This window comes from Streptosporangium sp. NBC_01639, from assembly GCF_045209755.1.
Taxonomy (GTDB): Bacteria; Actinomycetota; Actinomycetes; order Streptosporangiales; family Streptosporangiaceae; genus Streptosporangium.
The window spans coordinates 7,545,408-7,559,505 of record NZ_CP109272.1 but is presented as its reverse complement, the minus strand read 5'-3'; the positions used below and the strand labels follow the sequence as shown (position 1 = coordinate 7,559,505).

Here is a 14,098-nt window from a genome sequence, read left to right as displayed (position 1 = left end):
CCGGCGAATCGTCCCGGTGCTCCACGGGCAAGGCCTCACTCCGCAAAGTCCACCTCCGCGTACGGCAGGCCGCCGGACAGCGTGGGGAAGCCCGGACCCCGGTCGAAGAACGGCGCGTCGGCGGGCAGCAGGGCTCGGAGTTCGGCGCGGCGCAGGGCGGTGGCCTCGCCGTCGACGTGCGGCTCGTCGCCGGAGCCGTACAGGACGACCCCGTAGTCGTCGCGGGCGCCCTCGGCCGAGACCTTGCCGTCCCGGACGTCGGCGGCCACCAGCGCCGGGTCGCGCTCCAGCGGCGAGCCCCAGCCGCCGCCCCCGGTGGTGCGCACCCGGATGACCTCACCGGCGCGGACCGGCGAGTCGTCCACCAGGCCCTCCATCGGCCGCCCCTCGATCTCCACGACGAACGGCATGCCGGCCCGGCCGCCGTTCACCCCCCAGCAGGACAGGATCGAACGGTCGGCGATGGACATGAAGGAGGCGTCGCGCAGCATCCGCAGGTGTTTGTCGTAGCCGAGACCGCCCCGGTAGAGGCCGGGACCGCCGGAGTCACGGGCCAGTCCGAGCCGTTCGACCCGGAACGGCCAGCGGGACTCGGCGAACTCGACGGGGATGTTGCGCGAGTCGGGGACGACGTGGATGGTGTCCTCGCCGTCGGCGTACCACCGGCCGCCGGAACCGCCGCCCAGGACCTCCCTCATCAGGTACGGCGTGCCGTCGGCGTCGACACCGTGGACGCCGGTGTAGCGGATGGTCTCCTGGTCGGCGGGCATCCGGCCGCCGGTGGCCTTGGCCAGCACCCCGGCCAGGACACCGAGCAGCCGCAGGATCACGAACGTCCGGGCGTTCGTGGGGGCCGGGAAGATCGGGGTGAGCAGCGTCCCCTTCTGCGGGAACCGCATCTCGATGAGCGGGACGACGCCCTCGTTGACGTCCAGTTCGGCCATCCGCTCGGGCGTCTCGGCCAGGTTGCGCAGGATCGGCGCGAGCCACTTCTTCAGGAACACCCCGTCGGCGTAGTCGCCCGCGTGGTTGATCGGCCCCTTGGCCTGCGGGGACGTGCCGGTGAAGTCGATGACGAGCGGAGCGGGGGCGGTGTGGTCGACGGTGAGGGTGATCCGCTGGGCGTGCAGCCTGGGCTCGTCCACGCCGTCGTGCTCGGCGTAGTCCTCCCACACGTGGACGCCCTCGGGGATCCGGGCCAGCAGTTCCCGGCGGAACGTCTCGGTGGTCTTGGTGATGATCGCGTCGAAGCACGCCTCGACCGCCTCGCGCCCGTAGCGGTCGAATAGCTCCCCCAGCCGCCGCGCGCCCATCAGGCAGGCCGAGCACTCGGCGTCCAGGTCCCCGGCGAGCGAGTCGGGCATCCGCGAGTTGCGCGTCATGATCGTGAGGGCCGCCCGGTTGGGCACGCCCCGGTCCCACAGCTTGATCGGCGGGACCATGAGCCCCTCCTCGAACACGCTGCGCGCGTGCGAGGGCATCGAGCCCGGGACCGCCCCGCCGATGTCGTCGTGATGGCCGAACGCCTGCACGAAGGCGACCACCGCGCCGTCGTGGAAGACCGGGACCGTCACACACAGGTCGGGCAGGTGCCCGATGCCGCCCTCGGACAGGTAGACGTCGTTGTGGAAGAACACGTCACCGGGGTTCATCTCGGCCACCGGGAAGTCCCTGACCACGGGCTGGACCAGCGCCGAGTAGGACCTGCCGGTCAGCTTGCGCAGCCGTACGTCGTGGATGCCCGCCCGGAAGTCGTGCGCGTCACGGATCATCGGTGAGCGGGCCGTACGCGCGATGGCGGTCTCGACCTCCTTCTCCACCGACGAGAGCGTCCCCTCCACGATCTCCACCAGCACCGGATCGGCACCGCTCGTCGACTGCTCCGCACTCACTGGCCGCTCACCCCTTCCCGCCCGCTCGTCCCTTCCGGACCACTCCACTCGCCCCGCCGGGCCCGTTTCCCGCTCGTCGGCCGCTTCGCGCTCACTGACCGCTCACCCCTTCCCGCCTGCTCCGCAGGCCGCTCGCTCCGCCGGGCCCGCTCCCCTCGTCCCTTCCGGACCACTCGGCTCGCTCTTGCTCGCCCGCTCCCCGCTCATCCCGCCGGGGCCGTTCCCCGCCCGTCGGCCGCTCACCCCTTCTCGCGTCCACGGCGGACCTCCAGGTTTCCGAACGCGTCCACGGTGGCGGTGAAGCCGGGGTGCAGCGGCAGGGTGGAGCCGTACTCCTCGATGACCGCCGGACCGGCGACCACGGCCCCGGCGGCCAGGTCGGTACGGCGGTGGATCGGCGCCGGACCCCACGCGTCGTAGAAGACCTCACGGACCGTCACCGGCCGCGGATCCGCCGTGCCGTACGGCCGGCGCCCGATGGCCGGGCGGGTGATGGGGCCGATGCCGGAGACGCGGAGGTTGACCCACTCGACACCGTGCCGGGGGTCGTCGCGGTAGCCGTAGCCGTAGAGCCGGTGGTGCGCCCGGTGGAAGCGGTCCAGCACCTCGGCGCGCCAGGCCTCGTCCAGCGGGCCGGCCGGGGCGGGCACCCGCACCTCGTAGGCCTGCCCGTAGTAGCGCAGGTCGGCGCTGCGCGCGTAGACGTGCCGGTCGGCGGTGAACCCCTCACGGTCGAGTGCCTCGGCGGCCTGTCCCTCCAGCTCCCCGAAGATCTCCGCGGCGGCGTCGAGGGAGAGGTCGCGGGTGACGAAGGTACGCACGTAGTCGTTCTTGACGTCCACGGTGAGCAGGCCGAACGCCGACACGTTGCCCGGGTCGGGCGGGACGGTCACCGACGGCAGGCCGAGGATGTCGATCAGCCGGCAGACCAGCAGCGGGCCCGAGCCGCCGAAGGCGACCATCGGGAAGTCGCGCACGTCCAGGCCGCGCTTGACGGTGAGCCGGCGGATCGCGTTGGACTGGTTGAATGCGCTGATCTCCAGGATGCCGGCCGCGGTCCGCTCGGGGCTCAGCCCGAGCTTGCCGGCCAGCGTCTCGATCCCCTGCCTGGCCGCCTCCGCCTCCAGCGGGATCTCCCCGCCGAGCAGGTGCGGGGGCACCCGGCCGAGGAAGACGTGCGCGTCGGTGACGGTGACCTCGGTGCCGCCCCGGCCGTAGCAGAGCGGGCCGGGATCGGCGCCGGCCGACTTCGGGCCGACCTTCAGCGTGCCCTCCGGGGAGATCCACGCGACGGACCCGCCGCCCGCCCCCACGGTCACGATGTCGATCATGGGGATCTTGCAGGGGTAGCGGCCGACGCTCCCCTCGGTGGTCAGCGACGGCTCCCCGTCGACCACCACCGCGACGTCGGTGGAGGTGCCTCCGCCGTCCAGGGTGATCACCGAAGGGTGCCCGGCGGTGGACGCGATCAGCGCGGCGCCGAGCGCGCCCGCCGCCGGGCCGGACAGCACGGTGGTGATCGGCTGGTTGACCACCTCGGCGGCCGACAGCACGCCGCCGTTGCTCTTCATCACCGAGAACGGCATGCCGAGGCGGTCCGCGAGGCCGGCGATGTAGCGGCGCATGGTCGGCTTGACCGCGGCGTCCACCAGGGTCGTCACCGACCGCTCGTACTCGCGGTACTCGCGCAGCACGTCGCTGGAGATCGAGACGACCGCGCCGGGATGCTCCCGTTCGAGGATCTCGCGCATGCGGAGTTCGTGTGCGGGGTTGGCGTAGGAGTGCAGGAAGCAGACGCCGATCGCGGTGATCCCCCGCTCCCGGAACCACCCGGCCGCGGCCACGGCCGCCTCCTCGTCGAACGGCCGGACCTCGGCGCCGGTGTGGTCGAGACGCCCGCCGACGGTCCTGACCCGGTGCACCGGGACGATCCGAGGTGGTTTGACCCAGAAGTAGGAGTTGCCGTATCCGTCGGGGACACTCTGCCTGGCGATCTCCAGGATGAACTCGAAGCCCTCGGTGGTGACGAAGCCGAGATCGGCGATGCGGTCCTCGAGGAGCTGGTTGGTGGCGACGGTGGTGCCGTGCACGACCGCCGACACGGTCTGCCCGCCCGCCTTCTCCAGGACCTTCCGTACCCCCTCCAGGAACCCGTCAGCCGGATCGGCGGGTGTGGAGGGGGTCTTGGTAGTGGTGATCTCACCGGTCTGCTCGTCCACCGCGACCACGTCGGTGAACGTGCCCCCGGTGTCGACCCCTATACGGACGCTGCGCATGCCCCCGTGTCTACCCAGTTCTGCGGATCAGGTAAATGGGCGGACCCTGCCGAAGCCGGGCCGCCTCCTTGGGCACTGTTGGGGGGTGGGCGTCCGCAGCGGGCCGATCACCGCGGGCACGGCCGGCGGTGCGGGACCGCGGCCGGGCGGGTCACCGTCAGCGGCGGCGGGGGCCCATGGTGGAGCCGATCACCGCGTCGGCGTCGTGCGCGTGCACCTTGGCCGCGAGCCGGATGGCCATCTCGTTGGTACGGCGCAGCTCCGCCTCGACCCGGTCCTTGCCGGACTGGCCGACCTGGACACCGAAGTAGGCGCCGATGATGGCACCCGAGACGCCGACCAGGCCGGCGAAGGGAGCCGCGGACTCGCCGTTGCGGAACGCGATCACCACGAAGGCGATCAGCAGGACGACCAGGCCCGTGACGACGACGTAGAAGCCGTAACGCCAGCGGGCCGCCTCGGCCTGCGCGGCGACGGTCTCGTCCTCGCTCATCATCGCCGCGAGGGCGATGGGCATCTCGGTGGTCTCGGCCGACGACATGGCCGGAGACGTGGGTGCGGGGATCTTGTTGAGAGGTGGACCGGAGTTTTTGGTGGTCGTCACAGGGTCTCCCACTTTCGATAGGCCAAAATTAATCTCCCATGCTTCGATCAATAGCGCCAAGTCAGGCTATGTCACATTGGTTCACCACTCTTACCAGCGCATCGCCTGCCCAAACACTCCCACCAGACCCACTAAGCTGACCCCCCGTGACCGAATCGTCCGCGCTCTCCACCGTCCCCGTCGGGTCCCGCGACGGGGTGCTGCGCTTCTACTTCGGCCCGATGGACTGCGGCAAGTCCACGCTGGCCCTGCAGATGAACTACAACCACGGCCGCCAGGGCAGGCGCGGCCTGGTGCTCACCAAGCACGACCGTTCGGGCGGCCCGCAGGTGACCAGCCGGATAGGCCTGGGCAGCGAGGCCATCGAGGTCGTCGACGACCTCGACCTGGTGGCCCTGGTACGCGGGCACCAGCGCATCGACTACGTGATCTGCGACGAGGCGTGCTTCTACACCGTCGAGCAGATCGAGCAGCTCGCCGACCTCACCGACGACTTCGGCATCGACGTCTACGCCTTCGGCCTCGCGTCGGACTTCCGGTCACAGATGTTCCCCGCCGCCCAGCGGCTGTTCGAGCTGGCCGACGAGATCAACCGCCTGCAGGTGGAGATCCTGTGCTGGTGCGGCCGGCCCGGCCGCCTGAACGCCCGGGTGGTCGGCGGCAAACTGGTGCACACCGGCGAGCAGGTGGTCATCGGGGACACCGGCGCCGACCCGATCCGCTACCAGGTGCTCTGCCGCCGCCACTACCGCTCCGGCAACCTCGGCCAGGCGTGAGCTTCCACCTGGCCCGCGGCCGGGCTCTGGCCGGTCCGCTCGGCGACCTCCTCAAGGGCGGCGAGCAGAGTGTCCTCGGGCTGGGCGCCGGAGACGGCGAACTGGCCCTCGAACAGGAACAGCGGCACCGAGCTGACGCCCAGGGAACGGGCGCGTGACAGCTCCTCCTTCACCGCCGCGGCGCCGTCCTCGCCGTCCAGGTCGGCCCGTACGCCGATCTCGTCGGCCAGCCCGGCGAGCACCTCGCGCGAGCCGACGTCGAGGCCGTCGGTGAAGTGGGCCCGGAAGAGCGCGTACAGCGCCTCCTCCCCCTTGCCCTGCTCCCCGGCGAGCTGGATGAGGCGGTGCGCGTCGAAGGTGTTGGCCTGGATGGAGTGGTCGAAGTCCAGCGCCAGTCCGTCCTCGGCCGCGACCTCGCTCACGTGCCCGAACATCTGCGCGGCCCGCTCGGCCCCGCCGAACTTGGCCGCCGCCCATTTCAGGGTGAGCTCGCCGTTGGACTCCGCATCCGGCGCGAGCTGGAACGGCCGGAACGCGACCTCCACCTCACCCCCCTTGGCCCGGTAGCGCTCGACGGCGCGGGCGAAGCGGGTGTGCCCGATGTAGCACCAGGGACAGACGACGTCTGAGTAAATTTCGACCTTCACAACCCCTGCAACGGGCCCGGAGACCCGGTGATTCCACCAGTCAGCTTCTCGGCCGTAAACGACCGAGCTTGCAACTCCTCGCCGTCGATGGCTTCGACAGTTCAGGCCGCGTCGTCGGCAGCGTGACTCACTGCCCAGCCCGCCACACCGCGTGAGGCGATGTTGCGGGCCGCGTTGACGTCGGCGTGCTCAGCGAAGCCGCACGACGTGCAGAGGAAGGTTTCCTGGTCGGGCCGGTTCTTCCTATCCACATGCCCGCAGGCCGAACACTGCTGGCTGGTATAGGAAGGGTCCACATGGATGACAGCGACCCCGGCCCGGGCCGCCTTGTAGGTGATGAACGCACCGAGCTGGTGAAACGACCACGAGTGCAGCGTGACCCGCTGGGGCTTGCGAAGCCGTACCCGGTCACGGATGTTCTGGAGGTCTTCCAGAGCGATCCCCTGCCCGGTGCGTTCTGCCTCGGTCACGATCTGCTTGGCGATGCGGTGGTTGGTGTCGGCGGCGAACCGTGCTTCCGTACGGCGGCGCTTCTTGAGCAGCCGCTTGGCGGATTTGGTGCCTTTGGCTTGCAAACGGCGGCGCAGTTCGCGCTGTCGATGCCGGACGGCGTTCAGGCCTTTGCCGCTGTGTCGCGCACCGGTACTGGTGGTGGCGATGTTGGCGATGCCCAGGTCCACTCCGACGAACCCGCCCGGAGGGGTGAGCGGGACGTCGGGTAGATCGCAGGTGGCGATGAGGAACCACATGCCGTCGCGGTGCACGAGATCGGATTCGCCCTTGCGGTGAGCCGCCTGGGTTTTCAGCTGCTCGGCTGAGGCGGTGAACGCCACCTTCTTCACCCGGCCGCGCACGGTCCAGATCGACACGGTCGCCACGTCGATCTGCCAGGACAGGCAGCGGTCGTCGTAGGGCTGGGCGGCGTCGGGCCGGAAGGCGATGGGTGTGGACTCTACGCTCCGTCTGCGCGCTGAGCCTGGTTTGCCGAGGTTACCGTTGCGGAGGTTGGCAGGCAGGGTGGTGTAGGCGTCCGCGACCTTCTTGATCACGTGCTGCGCGGCCTGGGCGGCGAGCCCATACCCGGCCTTGATTTCCTCGTAGGCGTGCTTGCGCAGGTCGTAGTTGCGGAAGGTCCGCTGTTGATGCGCCAGCCGGGAGACCTGGCAGGCGGCGGTGTTGACGGCGTTCAGGGTCGCTTCCAGCGCCGCCGCCTGCTCGGGCGTCGGCAGGAGTTTCACCTGCACCACCAGCCTCACGATCGAACACATTACCGTTCAGTCCATGTCACCACGATGGGAACCCAATCCCGTTATTCGGCGGCGCCGTAGCGTGGTCTACAGCCTGCATGCCCATTTGGTCTTCACGCCCAAGTACCGACGCAAGGTGTTCACCGACGAGATCCTGCGCCGCTGCGAAGACATCATGATCGAGGTGTGCGACAGTTTCGGCGCCACACTGGTGGAGTTCAACGGCGAGCACGACCACGTCCACCTGCTGGTGCACTATCCACCCAAGGTGGCACTCTCGACTTTGGTCAACTCCCTCAAGAGCGTCTCGGCCCGGCTGTTGCGTAAGGAGTTCCCGGCCCACATCTGCCGGTATCTGTGGGGCGGCCATTTCTGGTCGCCCAGCTACTTCGCCGCGTCCTGCGGCGGCGCACCCCTGGCGATCATCAAGGAGTACATCGAGAACCAGAAACGGCCGGACTGAGCTACTCACGCAGACCAGCCGTCAGGGCAGGGCCCCGGCAAGTTTGTGATTTGGTCGGTGTGATCACTTCGGTCCGAGGTTGAACAGGTCAAGGACGCGCTGGTGGTCGTAGCCGTAATCGCGGCGGGCATGGGCGATATTGACATGGCCCGCTCGGCGTAGGGTGCCGGTGGCGAGGTTGCGGAAAGCAGCCAAGGCGCGGGGCAAGGTGGCGGTCCGCGCTTGGCAGGCGTCCTCGGCGAAGGTGACGTCGCGGACGTGATGGACGCCGTTTTCGATGGCCTTCCAGTGGCCGCGGACGTAGGCGGCGAGCTGGGCCGGTCCGGCCTGCCGCGGAGTCAGATCGGTGATGCCGTAGCAGACTTCCTTGCTGTGACGTATGCCGTCCAGGCCACCTCGATGGCGCAGGATGCGAAAGACCTGAGCGGCATGGGGGAAATCGATGTCGCCGGCCGGGGCTGTGCGAAGGATGCGGTGCTCGGTGCGGCCGTGTCCGCGGTCGAACTCGCGGTGGGTGACGGTAATGAAGTTGGCGTCAGGGCCGGTCAGTGCGGTGATGGCGGCGGCGCGCAGAGTGGGCTGATTGGCTTTGACGATCATGACGTAGTGCGCGTGATGGTCGTCGATCAGCAGTCGTGCGGAGGCGCGCTGGGTGTGCAGGGCGTCGGCGGTGATGACAGCGCCGGTCAGTTCGGTGTCGGTGGCCTGACGCAGCAGCGCGTCCAGGGCGCTGATCTCGCTGCTTTTGGCGGGGATCTGGCGTTGTGCGTGGACGGTGGCGTCGAGGTGGGCGGCCAGGCTGATCAAGTGAACGCGGCCGCCGCCGGGGTGGTGGGCACCTTTGAGGCGCTTGCCGTCGACGGCGTAGGCCGGCAATAGGCCCGGCGTCTGCGCGGGAGATCGGCGAGCGGCGCGGCGGGCTTCGCGCTCGGTGCGCCGGCTCACCGGTGCTGGGGCGCGCTCGTGCGGTTCGACGGTGGGCGGCTGGCCGAGGAAGGTTGCCAGGCAGGCGTCGAGTTCGTCACCGTCCAAGCCGGCCAGGACGCGGCGGATGGTGCGTTCGCTGGGCGGCTGGTGCAGGCCAGTGAATGGATCGCGCCAGATGTGCAGGTCGGCCAGGACCTGCTGGGGGGCGTTGTCGGCCCACTGTTCGATCGCGGTCAGGCAGTCGCCGCCCACCGCCACGGTGGCACATGCCACGATCGCCAGGATCGAGGCCAGCGAGTGGCGTCGCCCTCGCGCTGAGCGTGGGTCGGAAATCAGGGCGAACCGGTCGGTGAGCTTCAGCCGGGCGGAAGAATCGGTATCCGTTTGCCCAACTTGCTCGCAGCCGACAGCGTTGATCAGCGATGATGGCGCGACAGGCACGGTTTCCTCATTCGATCAGGCGGCTTTAGACACCTCTGATCTTCGGGAGCCGTGCCTTTCCGTCGTTGCGGGCTTGGTATTTCCTTACCCGCCCCTACTTACGCCGCTGGACGAATACGAACGAATCCGTTCAAAACATCAACTTGCCGGGGCCCTGGCCGTCAGGGCACCGTTCGGGCCTGGCGGCCCTCCCGCGCTGTCGTTTCCTCCCGGGCGTAAACGCCCGGGGTTCCACGCCAGATCACGCTGAAACCGTTGCCTCCCACCTCCTCTGTTCCCTCACCGTCACGGGTCGGCTCATCGGTGGGTTCGCTCACACCGCGCGGTGTTCGGGAGTGCCGTCCCCAATGGCACCTCCGCTATCGGACGCCAGTCCCAGGCATACTCCGGGCCGTCCTGAAGAACAAGGCTGATGCCGCGTACGGTGACCTCGCAGTCCGGTAGGCGTCGGCCCAGTGCTGCGATCACCGGAGCCGCAGGCTGCACCGCGCTGCTGTAGGCCACGGTGACATGAGGCGTCCACGGCGTGTGCGCGAGAACACCCTCACGGCCGGTCGCGATGCGCGTCGCGGCCTGTACCGCTTCGCGCATCGGGGTCAAGGCGTCTGCGGGGCGGGCTTCCAGCAAGAGTGCCTCAGGGTGGTACAGCACGCGCCCCAGCGTCACGGTAATGGGCCGTATCCGGGAGAGCAGCCTGTCGGCCTCGACAAGCATCACGTTGACCTGCTCGTCGGTGATCTCATCCTTCAGACCGGCGATGAGCGTTGTCAGGTGCAGCCACTGATGCGGCACCAGATGCAGGCCGGGGAGGCCGGCCAACCGCTGGTGGGCTTCGCGCGCTGTCGCACGGACCTCCGGGTGGTCGTGAAAGAGGACATGCCAGTAGAGCTGCCCCTGTCCCGGTGGGAGCATTCGTCGTCCCTGCCAGCGATCGGCCATCTGCTCCGGTAGTGGGCTCAATCGTCCTCCTCGATGGCACCGTCTGCCGTCAGAGCGGCAGAGGTGAACTCCCGGATCTGGTCCCGCAGATCGGATGCGGTATCAGAGCCATGGAAGCGCCGATCTTTCAAGCGTGCGTCCATTTCTACGAGGTAATTGGTGATGGTTGCCATACGGAGCTCCGTGGGCATGGTCATCACGGGCGCGATCTGGTCGGCTGCGCCGTAGAGGTCGCCCATCATCACGTAGGCGTTGCCCGCGCCGAACCGGATCTGCGCCCATGTCCCGTGCACATACGCCTCCCCTGACGCCCATGCGGCGTCCGCCATCTCCGCGGCCTGTAGCGCCGCCTCCGGATTACCCGATTGCAGGGCCACCGAGAGCGCGTACATAGCTTGGCGGGGCCGGGGACATGACCATGGCGACACGCCTGAGTCCTGCGCCAGCGGACCATTCGCGGTCTCCTCGGCACGCCTCAACGCAGCTCGGGCTCGGTCGATGTCTCCGAGAAAGCCCGCGGCGTTGGCCTCTTGGCCGGCGAGCAGAATCCGCAGGGGTGTCGGCGGACTGCACTCATACCCTCGTCGTGCCAGGTCGGCGTATCGGCGTATCGGCGACGCCATCGTTCGGTCTTTGCCTGTGCGCTGAGCAGGAACCGTCTGGATGAGTTCGGCGCCGGAACCTCCGGTTACTGACCTACCGTTCAGCAGACCGTCCGCAAAGGAACTTGCTAAGAATCCTACTTTCGCCGAACCTCGCTGAAACCGATCCGCTCAATCAGCGGAGGTGCCTCGTTAATGCCAGGATTTGTTCCGAATCATTCGAGGCCCAAATCCCAAGCCTTATTACTCCAGTATCTCTGCAGACTCCAGAATATATTCGGAAAGCATTGAATTTGCCGCCAGCACCTCAACTCCTATGAGATGGTCATTTTCATCGAAATCCATATTGATCATACCCCTGGCTTCGATTGGATCGCACGCATACATGCGAGTTACACGTCTGGACTCCTTGGGATCAGTTAGATAGAGGTAAGCTGCGTTTACTTTCGGATCGTACGTGACTCGTATCGCTTTCATCTTCTTCCTTCTTTCCAAAGTCCGCGAACATACAATTTGGAAATGTCAACCATCATCGTGTGGATATTTCCATCGATAGCATTTGCAATGAATACTTTCCGCCTCGGATCATAACAGCTCATATTCCACTTTCCCCATGGAATCAAAAGAACGACTCTCCGTTGAGCACCGACGGCGCCTGCGCTTCACTCACACCACGTTCCCAGAGTTGCTGCGCCGAGTGCCCCGTAAACCATCCACCAACATTATGAGCAAGAACAGTTTTGTCGCTGCCGACTGCCGCATGGTAGGCATGGATGCCTCTACCGTCAGATTGTAGACCCGCTGATCGTCCTGAAGGTATCGGCGAACGCCGAGTAGCTCCACATTGTCATCTTCGGCGGAGCACAGTCGCACCCCAGCCATGAGGTCGCCCGTATCAACCCAACGGTTTTGATCGATCACCCAGACAGAGTGCCCCGTCGTTGCTGCGATTCTCTGACCTTATTACCCTCACCGTCGTCTACATCAACACGAATTTCGACAAGGCACTCAGCACCAAACCCTATGATCAGCGCAGCTGACGATCCGCGATTCGCTCTTTCCTGTTTCGGGATCGGTTGCGATTATATGGTCGCCACCTTCGACTTCTTCAATATACTTCTGAGTCCCGTCAGCCACGAGGACTTCACGTGCGGCGCCGGAGCGGTGAGCGACCTCGCTGAATGGGTCGTAGGCGGTCGAGTCGACAAGGGCGGTGCCGGAGAAGGCGCCGACCATGTCGCCGTGCAGGTCGAACATGACGCCCAAGATGGGGTCGCCGCCTTCTTGGAGGCTGAGCAGATCGAGCGCCTCAGCGTGCAGCGCGGGGTCTGTCACCGTCTTGCGGCCGAGCCTCCGCCTGGCCAGGGCTGCGAGGCCGTGCTCTGGATCATCCCCTGTGAGGCAAGCAGGCCGGGACCGTCCGGCGCGGAAGGGGGTGGCACCCTTCCGCACGAGGGCACGGCAGAACATCGAGAAAGGTCGGGAAACCAGAGAGAGTCAGGGTGCGGCGGCGATGTCCTCCAGGCGGGCGGTGAGCCGGTCGGCTTCGCCGTCGGCCAGCGCGGCCACGGCACGCCACCAGGCGAACCACTCGCCACTGCGCCACATCCAGTCGACGCGCTCGATCGCGGCGATGACGTCGCCCCTGGTCTGCCACGGCTCGCCGGCCTGCTCCGCCGAGGCGCCGTGCCGCAGGGCCCAGGCGCGCAGGGTCTCGGCGGCGGCACCCACCGGCTGCGCGTAGGGGTCGGGGTCCTCCTCCATGGGGTGCGGGCCGAGACCGGCCGCCACGCTCCAGCTCCACTGGGCCTCGGCCGGACGGGAGTAGCGCAGCGAGTCGAAGTCCAGGTTGGAGCCGAGAGTGTCGTCAGGCCGTCTGATCACCACGGCGTCGAGCCGGCCACCCGCGTCGAAGGAGACCACGATCCGCTGTCCGGGGGCGGCGTCCTCGGGCAGTTCGATGCGGTCCTCGGCCTGCCAGGAATTCAGGTCGGCCACCCCTGCCGGACGGCCCCACACCTCGTCGGCGACGTCGTCGGCGACCCAGACGGCGAGCGTCTCCAGCACCGTCAGGTCCGTCCAGGGCTCGATCGCGGTCGCGGTGCCGAGCAGCTCGTCCGGTGTGGGCAGCTTGCCGCCACGGGACCGCTGCCACCACTCTTCACCCAGGTCGCGGGTGCCGACCAGCAGCCCGGCCAGGGCCGCGAGCTCGGTGGACCTGCGGGTCAGCGGGGCGCCTCGGGCCAGTTCGGCGCAGCGCGCGACACGGGCCGCGCCGAGGGCGGCCTCCGCCTCACGGAGCAGGACACCGGAGTCGGGGCGCTCCTCGCCCAGTAGGTCACGGATCAGTCGTCTGGCTTCGGTTCGGGCGTCCTCCGCACGTGCCTCGCGCATACGGGCCACGTTACGCCCGACGATCCCCCCGCGCGAGGGCCGACGGCCGCGCCGTCCCTACTATGACGTCCGTCCGGCGCTCCTGCCAGGGAGGAATCAGCCGCCGCAGCATCTGTACGACGACGGTCCGCCGTGCTCCCCGCACGCGGGATGCGGAACGGCCTCTCAGCTGTCGGAGCCGAGCGGCGGAACGGCCGTGCCGTCGTCGTCCGGCGATCCGGCCCGGTAGGCCGCCCGCCCCACCATGTAGGCGGCCACCGTCGCCGTGACCACCTGGAAGAGCCCGACCAGCAGCAGTGTTCCCGCCGTCGCCCAGGTGGGGTGGCGCAGCCACATGGCCAGCAGGATCAGGTGCAGCCCGAACACCTGGGGCTTGGTCGCCGGGTGCATGCGCGACAGGGTGCCGGGGAACCTCACCATCCCCACCCCCGCCGCGAACGCGAACCCGGAGCCCAGCAGCAGGCACCCGGCGACCGCCACCTCCAGCGCGTTCAACGGCTCCTCCCGGAGAAACGACCCCTCCCGAGGAAACGGCCCCGCCCGAGGACACGACTCTTCCCGAGGAAACGGCCCCGCCCGGAGAACAGGACCGATGGAACCGGCCCGGCGGACCCCGCCACCGGCGGGGTCACCGGGTCCTCCCCGAGAAGAACCTGGCCAGCGAGACCGACCCGACGAACCCCACCAGGGCGAGCACCAGCAGCACCGGCAGCGCCGAGTACTCGTCGAGCGCCGTCGCCGCCGTGCCGATCCCGCACATGACCACGGCGGTGAACACGTCCAGCGCGACGGCCCGGTCCAGCATGGAGGGGCCGCGCACCAGCCGGTGGAGCGTCAGGGCCGCCGCGCAGCCGAGCAGCGCCAGCGCCGTCAGATATACCGCCGTCATC

Annotated in this window: 15 protein-coding genes; 2 read left to right on the top strand and 13 right to left on the bottom strand. The window is 68.3% G+C overall.

Features of this window, described 5'->3' with window-relative positions:
- Nucleotides 1-35 precede the first annotated feature (35 nt).
- From OHA77_RS34375 to OHA77_RS34365, 3 genes are all read right to left on the bottom strand, one after another.
- On the bottom strand, nucleotides 36-1,892 hold the full coding sequence (locus OHA77_RS34375; RefSeq protein WP_406313471.1) for a hydantoinase B/oxoprolinase family protein: 1,857 nt from the start codon (nucleotides 1,890-1,892) through the stop codon (nucleotides 36-38).
- A 239-nt stretch (nucleotides 1,893-2,131) separates the two neighbouring features.
- The gene (locus tag OHA77_RS34370) at nucleotides 2,132-4,168 is read right to left on the bottom strand and encodes a hydantoinase/oxoprolinase family protein (RefSeq protein WP_406313470.1); all 2,037 of its coding nucleotides are present in this window, start codon (nucleotides 4,166-4,168) and stop codon (nucleotides 2,132-2,134) included.
- 157 nt (nucleotides 4,169-4,325) lie between these two features.
- Entirely contained in the window at nucleotides 4,326-4,772 is a 447-nt protein-coding gene (locus OHA77_RS34365; RefSeq protein ID WP_326824047.1) for a hypothetical protein, read from the bottom strand.
- Between the two features lie 146 nt (nucleotides 4,773-4,918).
- Here OHA77_RS34365 and OHA77_RS34360 point away from each other — a divergent pair, with 146 nt between their 5' ends.
- Nucleotides 4,919-5,548, top strand: a complete 630-nt coding sequence (locus OHA77_RS34360) for a thymidine kinase (RefSeq protein WP_406313469.1) — start codon at nucleotides 4,919-4,921, stop codon at nucleotides 5,546-5,548.
- Here the strand turns inward: OHA77_RS34360 and OHA77_RS34355 are convergent.
- The gene (locus OHA77_RS34355) at nucleotides 5,518-6,195 is read right to left on the bottom strand and encodes a DsbA family protein (RefSeq protein WP_406313468.1); all 678 of its coding nucleotides are present in this window, start codon (nucleotides 6,193-6,195) and stop codon (nucleotides 5,518-5,520) included. The genes OHA77_RS34360 and OHA77_RS34355 overlap by 31 nt on opposite strands.
- Nucleotides 6,196-6,296: 101 nt before the next feature.
- Complete coding sequence (locus OHA77_RS34350) at nucleotides 6,297-7,451, bottom strand: RNA-guided endonuclease InsQ/TnpB family protein (protein ID WP_406313467.1); 1,155 nt, start codon at nucleotides 7,449-7,451, stop codon at nucleotides 6,297-6,299.
- A gap of 25 nt (nucleotides 7,452-7,476) precedes the next feature.
- Here OHA77_RS34350 and tnpA point away from each other — a divergent pair, with 25 nt between their 5' ends.
- Nucleotides 7,477-7,905 carry an IS200/IS605 family transposase gene (tnpA, locus tag OHA77_RS34345; RefSeq protein ID WP_406313466.1) on the top strand — a complete coding sequence of 143 codons (429 nt, stop codon included), beginning with the start codon at nucleotides 7,477-7,479 and terminating at the stop codon, nucleotides 7,903-7,905.
- Nucleotides 7,906-7,968: 63 nt separating this feature from the next.
- On the opposite strand, the gene OHA77_RS34340 is transcribed toward tnpA, so the two are convergent.
- From OHA77_RS34340 to OHA77_RS34305, 8 genes are all read right to left on the bottom strand, one after another.
- Nucleotides 7,969-9,273 carry an ISAs1 family transposase gene (locus OHA77_RS34340; RefSeq protein ID WP_406311517.1) on the bottom strand — a complete coding sequence of 435 codons (1,305 nt, stop codon included), beginning with the start codon at nucleotides 9,271-9,273 and terminating at the stop codon, nucleotides 7,969-7,971.
- Between the two features lie 297 nt (nucleotides 9,274-9,570).
- The gene (locus OHA77_RS34335; RefSeq protein ID WP_406313465.1) at nucleotides 9,571-10,233 is read right to left on the bottom strand and encodes a 2'-5' RNA ligase family protein; all 663 of its coding nucleotides are present in this window, start codon (nucleotides 10,231-10,233) and stop codon (nucleotides 9,571-9,573) included.
- Nucleotides 10,230-10,589, bottom strand: coding sequence for a hypothetical protein (locus tag OHA77_RS34330; protein WP_406313464.1), 360 nt, complete (start codon nucleotides 10,587-10,589; stop codon nucleotides 10,230-10,232). Before OHA77_RS34330 ends, OHA77_RS34335 begins: the two co-directional genes overlap by 4 nt.
- A gap of 468 nt (nucleotides 10,590-11,057) precedes the next feature.
- Nucleotides 11,058-11,291 (bottom strand): DUF2283 domain-containing protein, encoded by a 234-nt coding sequence (locus OHA77_RS34325; protein WP_406313463.1) that lies wholly within the window; start codon nucleotides 11,289-11,291, stop codon nucleotides 11,058-11,060.
- A gap of 531 nt (nucleotides 11,292-11,822) precedes the next feature.
- Nucleotides 11,823-12,149 (bottom strand): hypothetical protein, encoded by a 327-nt coding sequence (locus tag OHA77_RS34320; RefSeq protein ID WP_406313462.1) that lies wholly within the window; start codon nucleotides 12,147-12,149, stop codon nucleotides 11,823-11,825.
- A gap of 162 nt (nucleotides 12,150-12,311) precedes the next feature.
- The gene (locus OHA77_RS34315) at nucleotides 12,312-13,208 is read right to left on the bottom strand and encodes a hypothetical protein (RefSeq protein WP_406313461.1); all 897 of its coding nucleotides are present in this window, start codon (nucleotides 13,206-13,208) and stop codon (nucleotides 12,312-12,314) included.
- A 165-nt stretch (nucleotides 13,209-13,373) separates the two neighbouring features.
- On the bottom strand, nucleotides 13,374-13,703 hold the full coding sequence (gene mnhG / locus OHA77_RS34310; protein ID WP_406313460.1) for a monovalent cation/H(+) antiporter subunit G: 330 nt from the start codon (nucleotides 13,701-13,703) through the stop codon (nucleotides 13,374-13,376).
- 133 nt (nucleotides 13,704-13,836) lie between these two features.
- Nucleotides 13,837-14,097: a monovalent cation/H+ antiporter complex subunit F gene (locus OHA77_RS34305; protein WP_326824054.1), complete on the bottom strand. Its 261-nt coding sequence runs from the start codon at nucleotides 14,095-14,097 to the stop codon at nucleotides 13,837-13,839.
- Nucleotide 14,098: the final 1 nt, after the last annotated feature.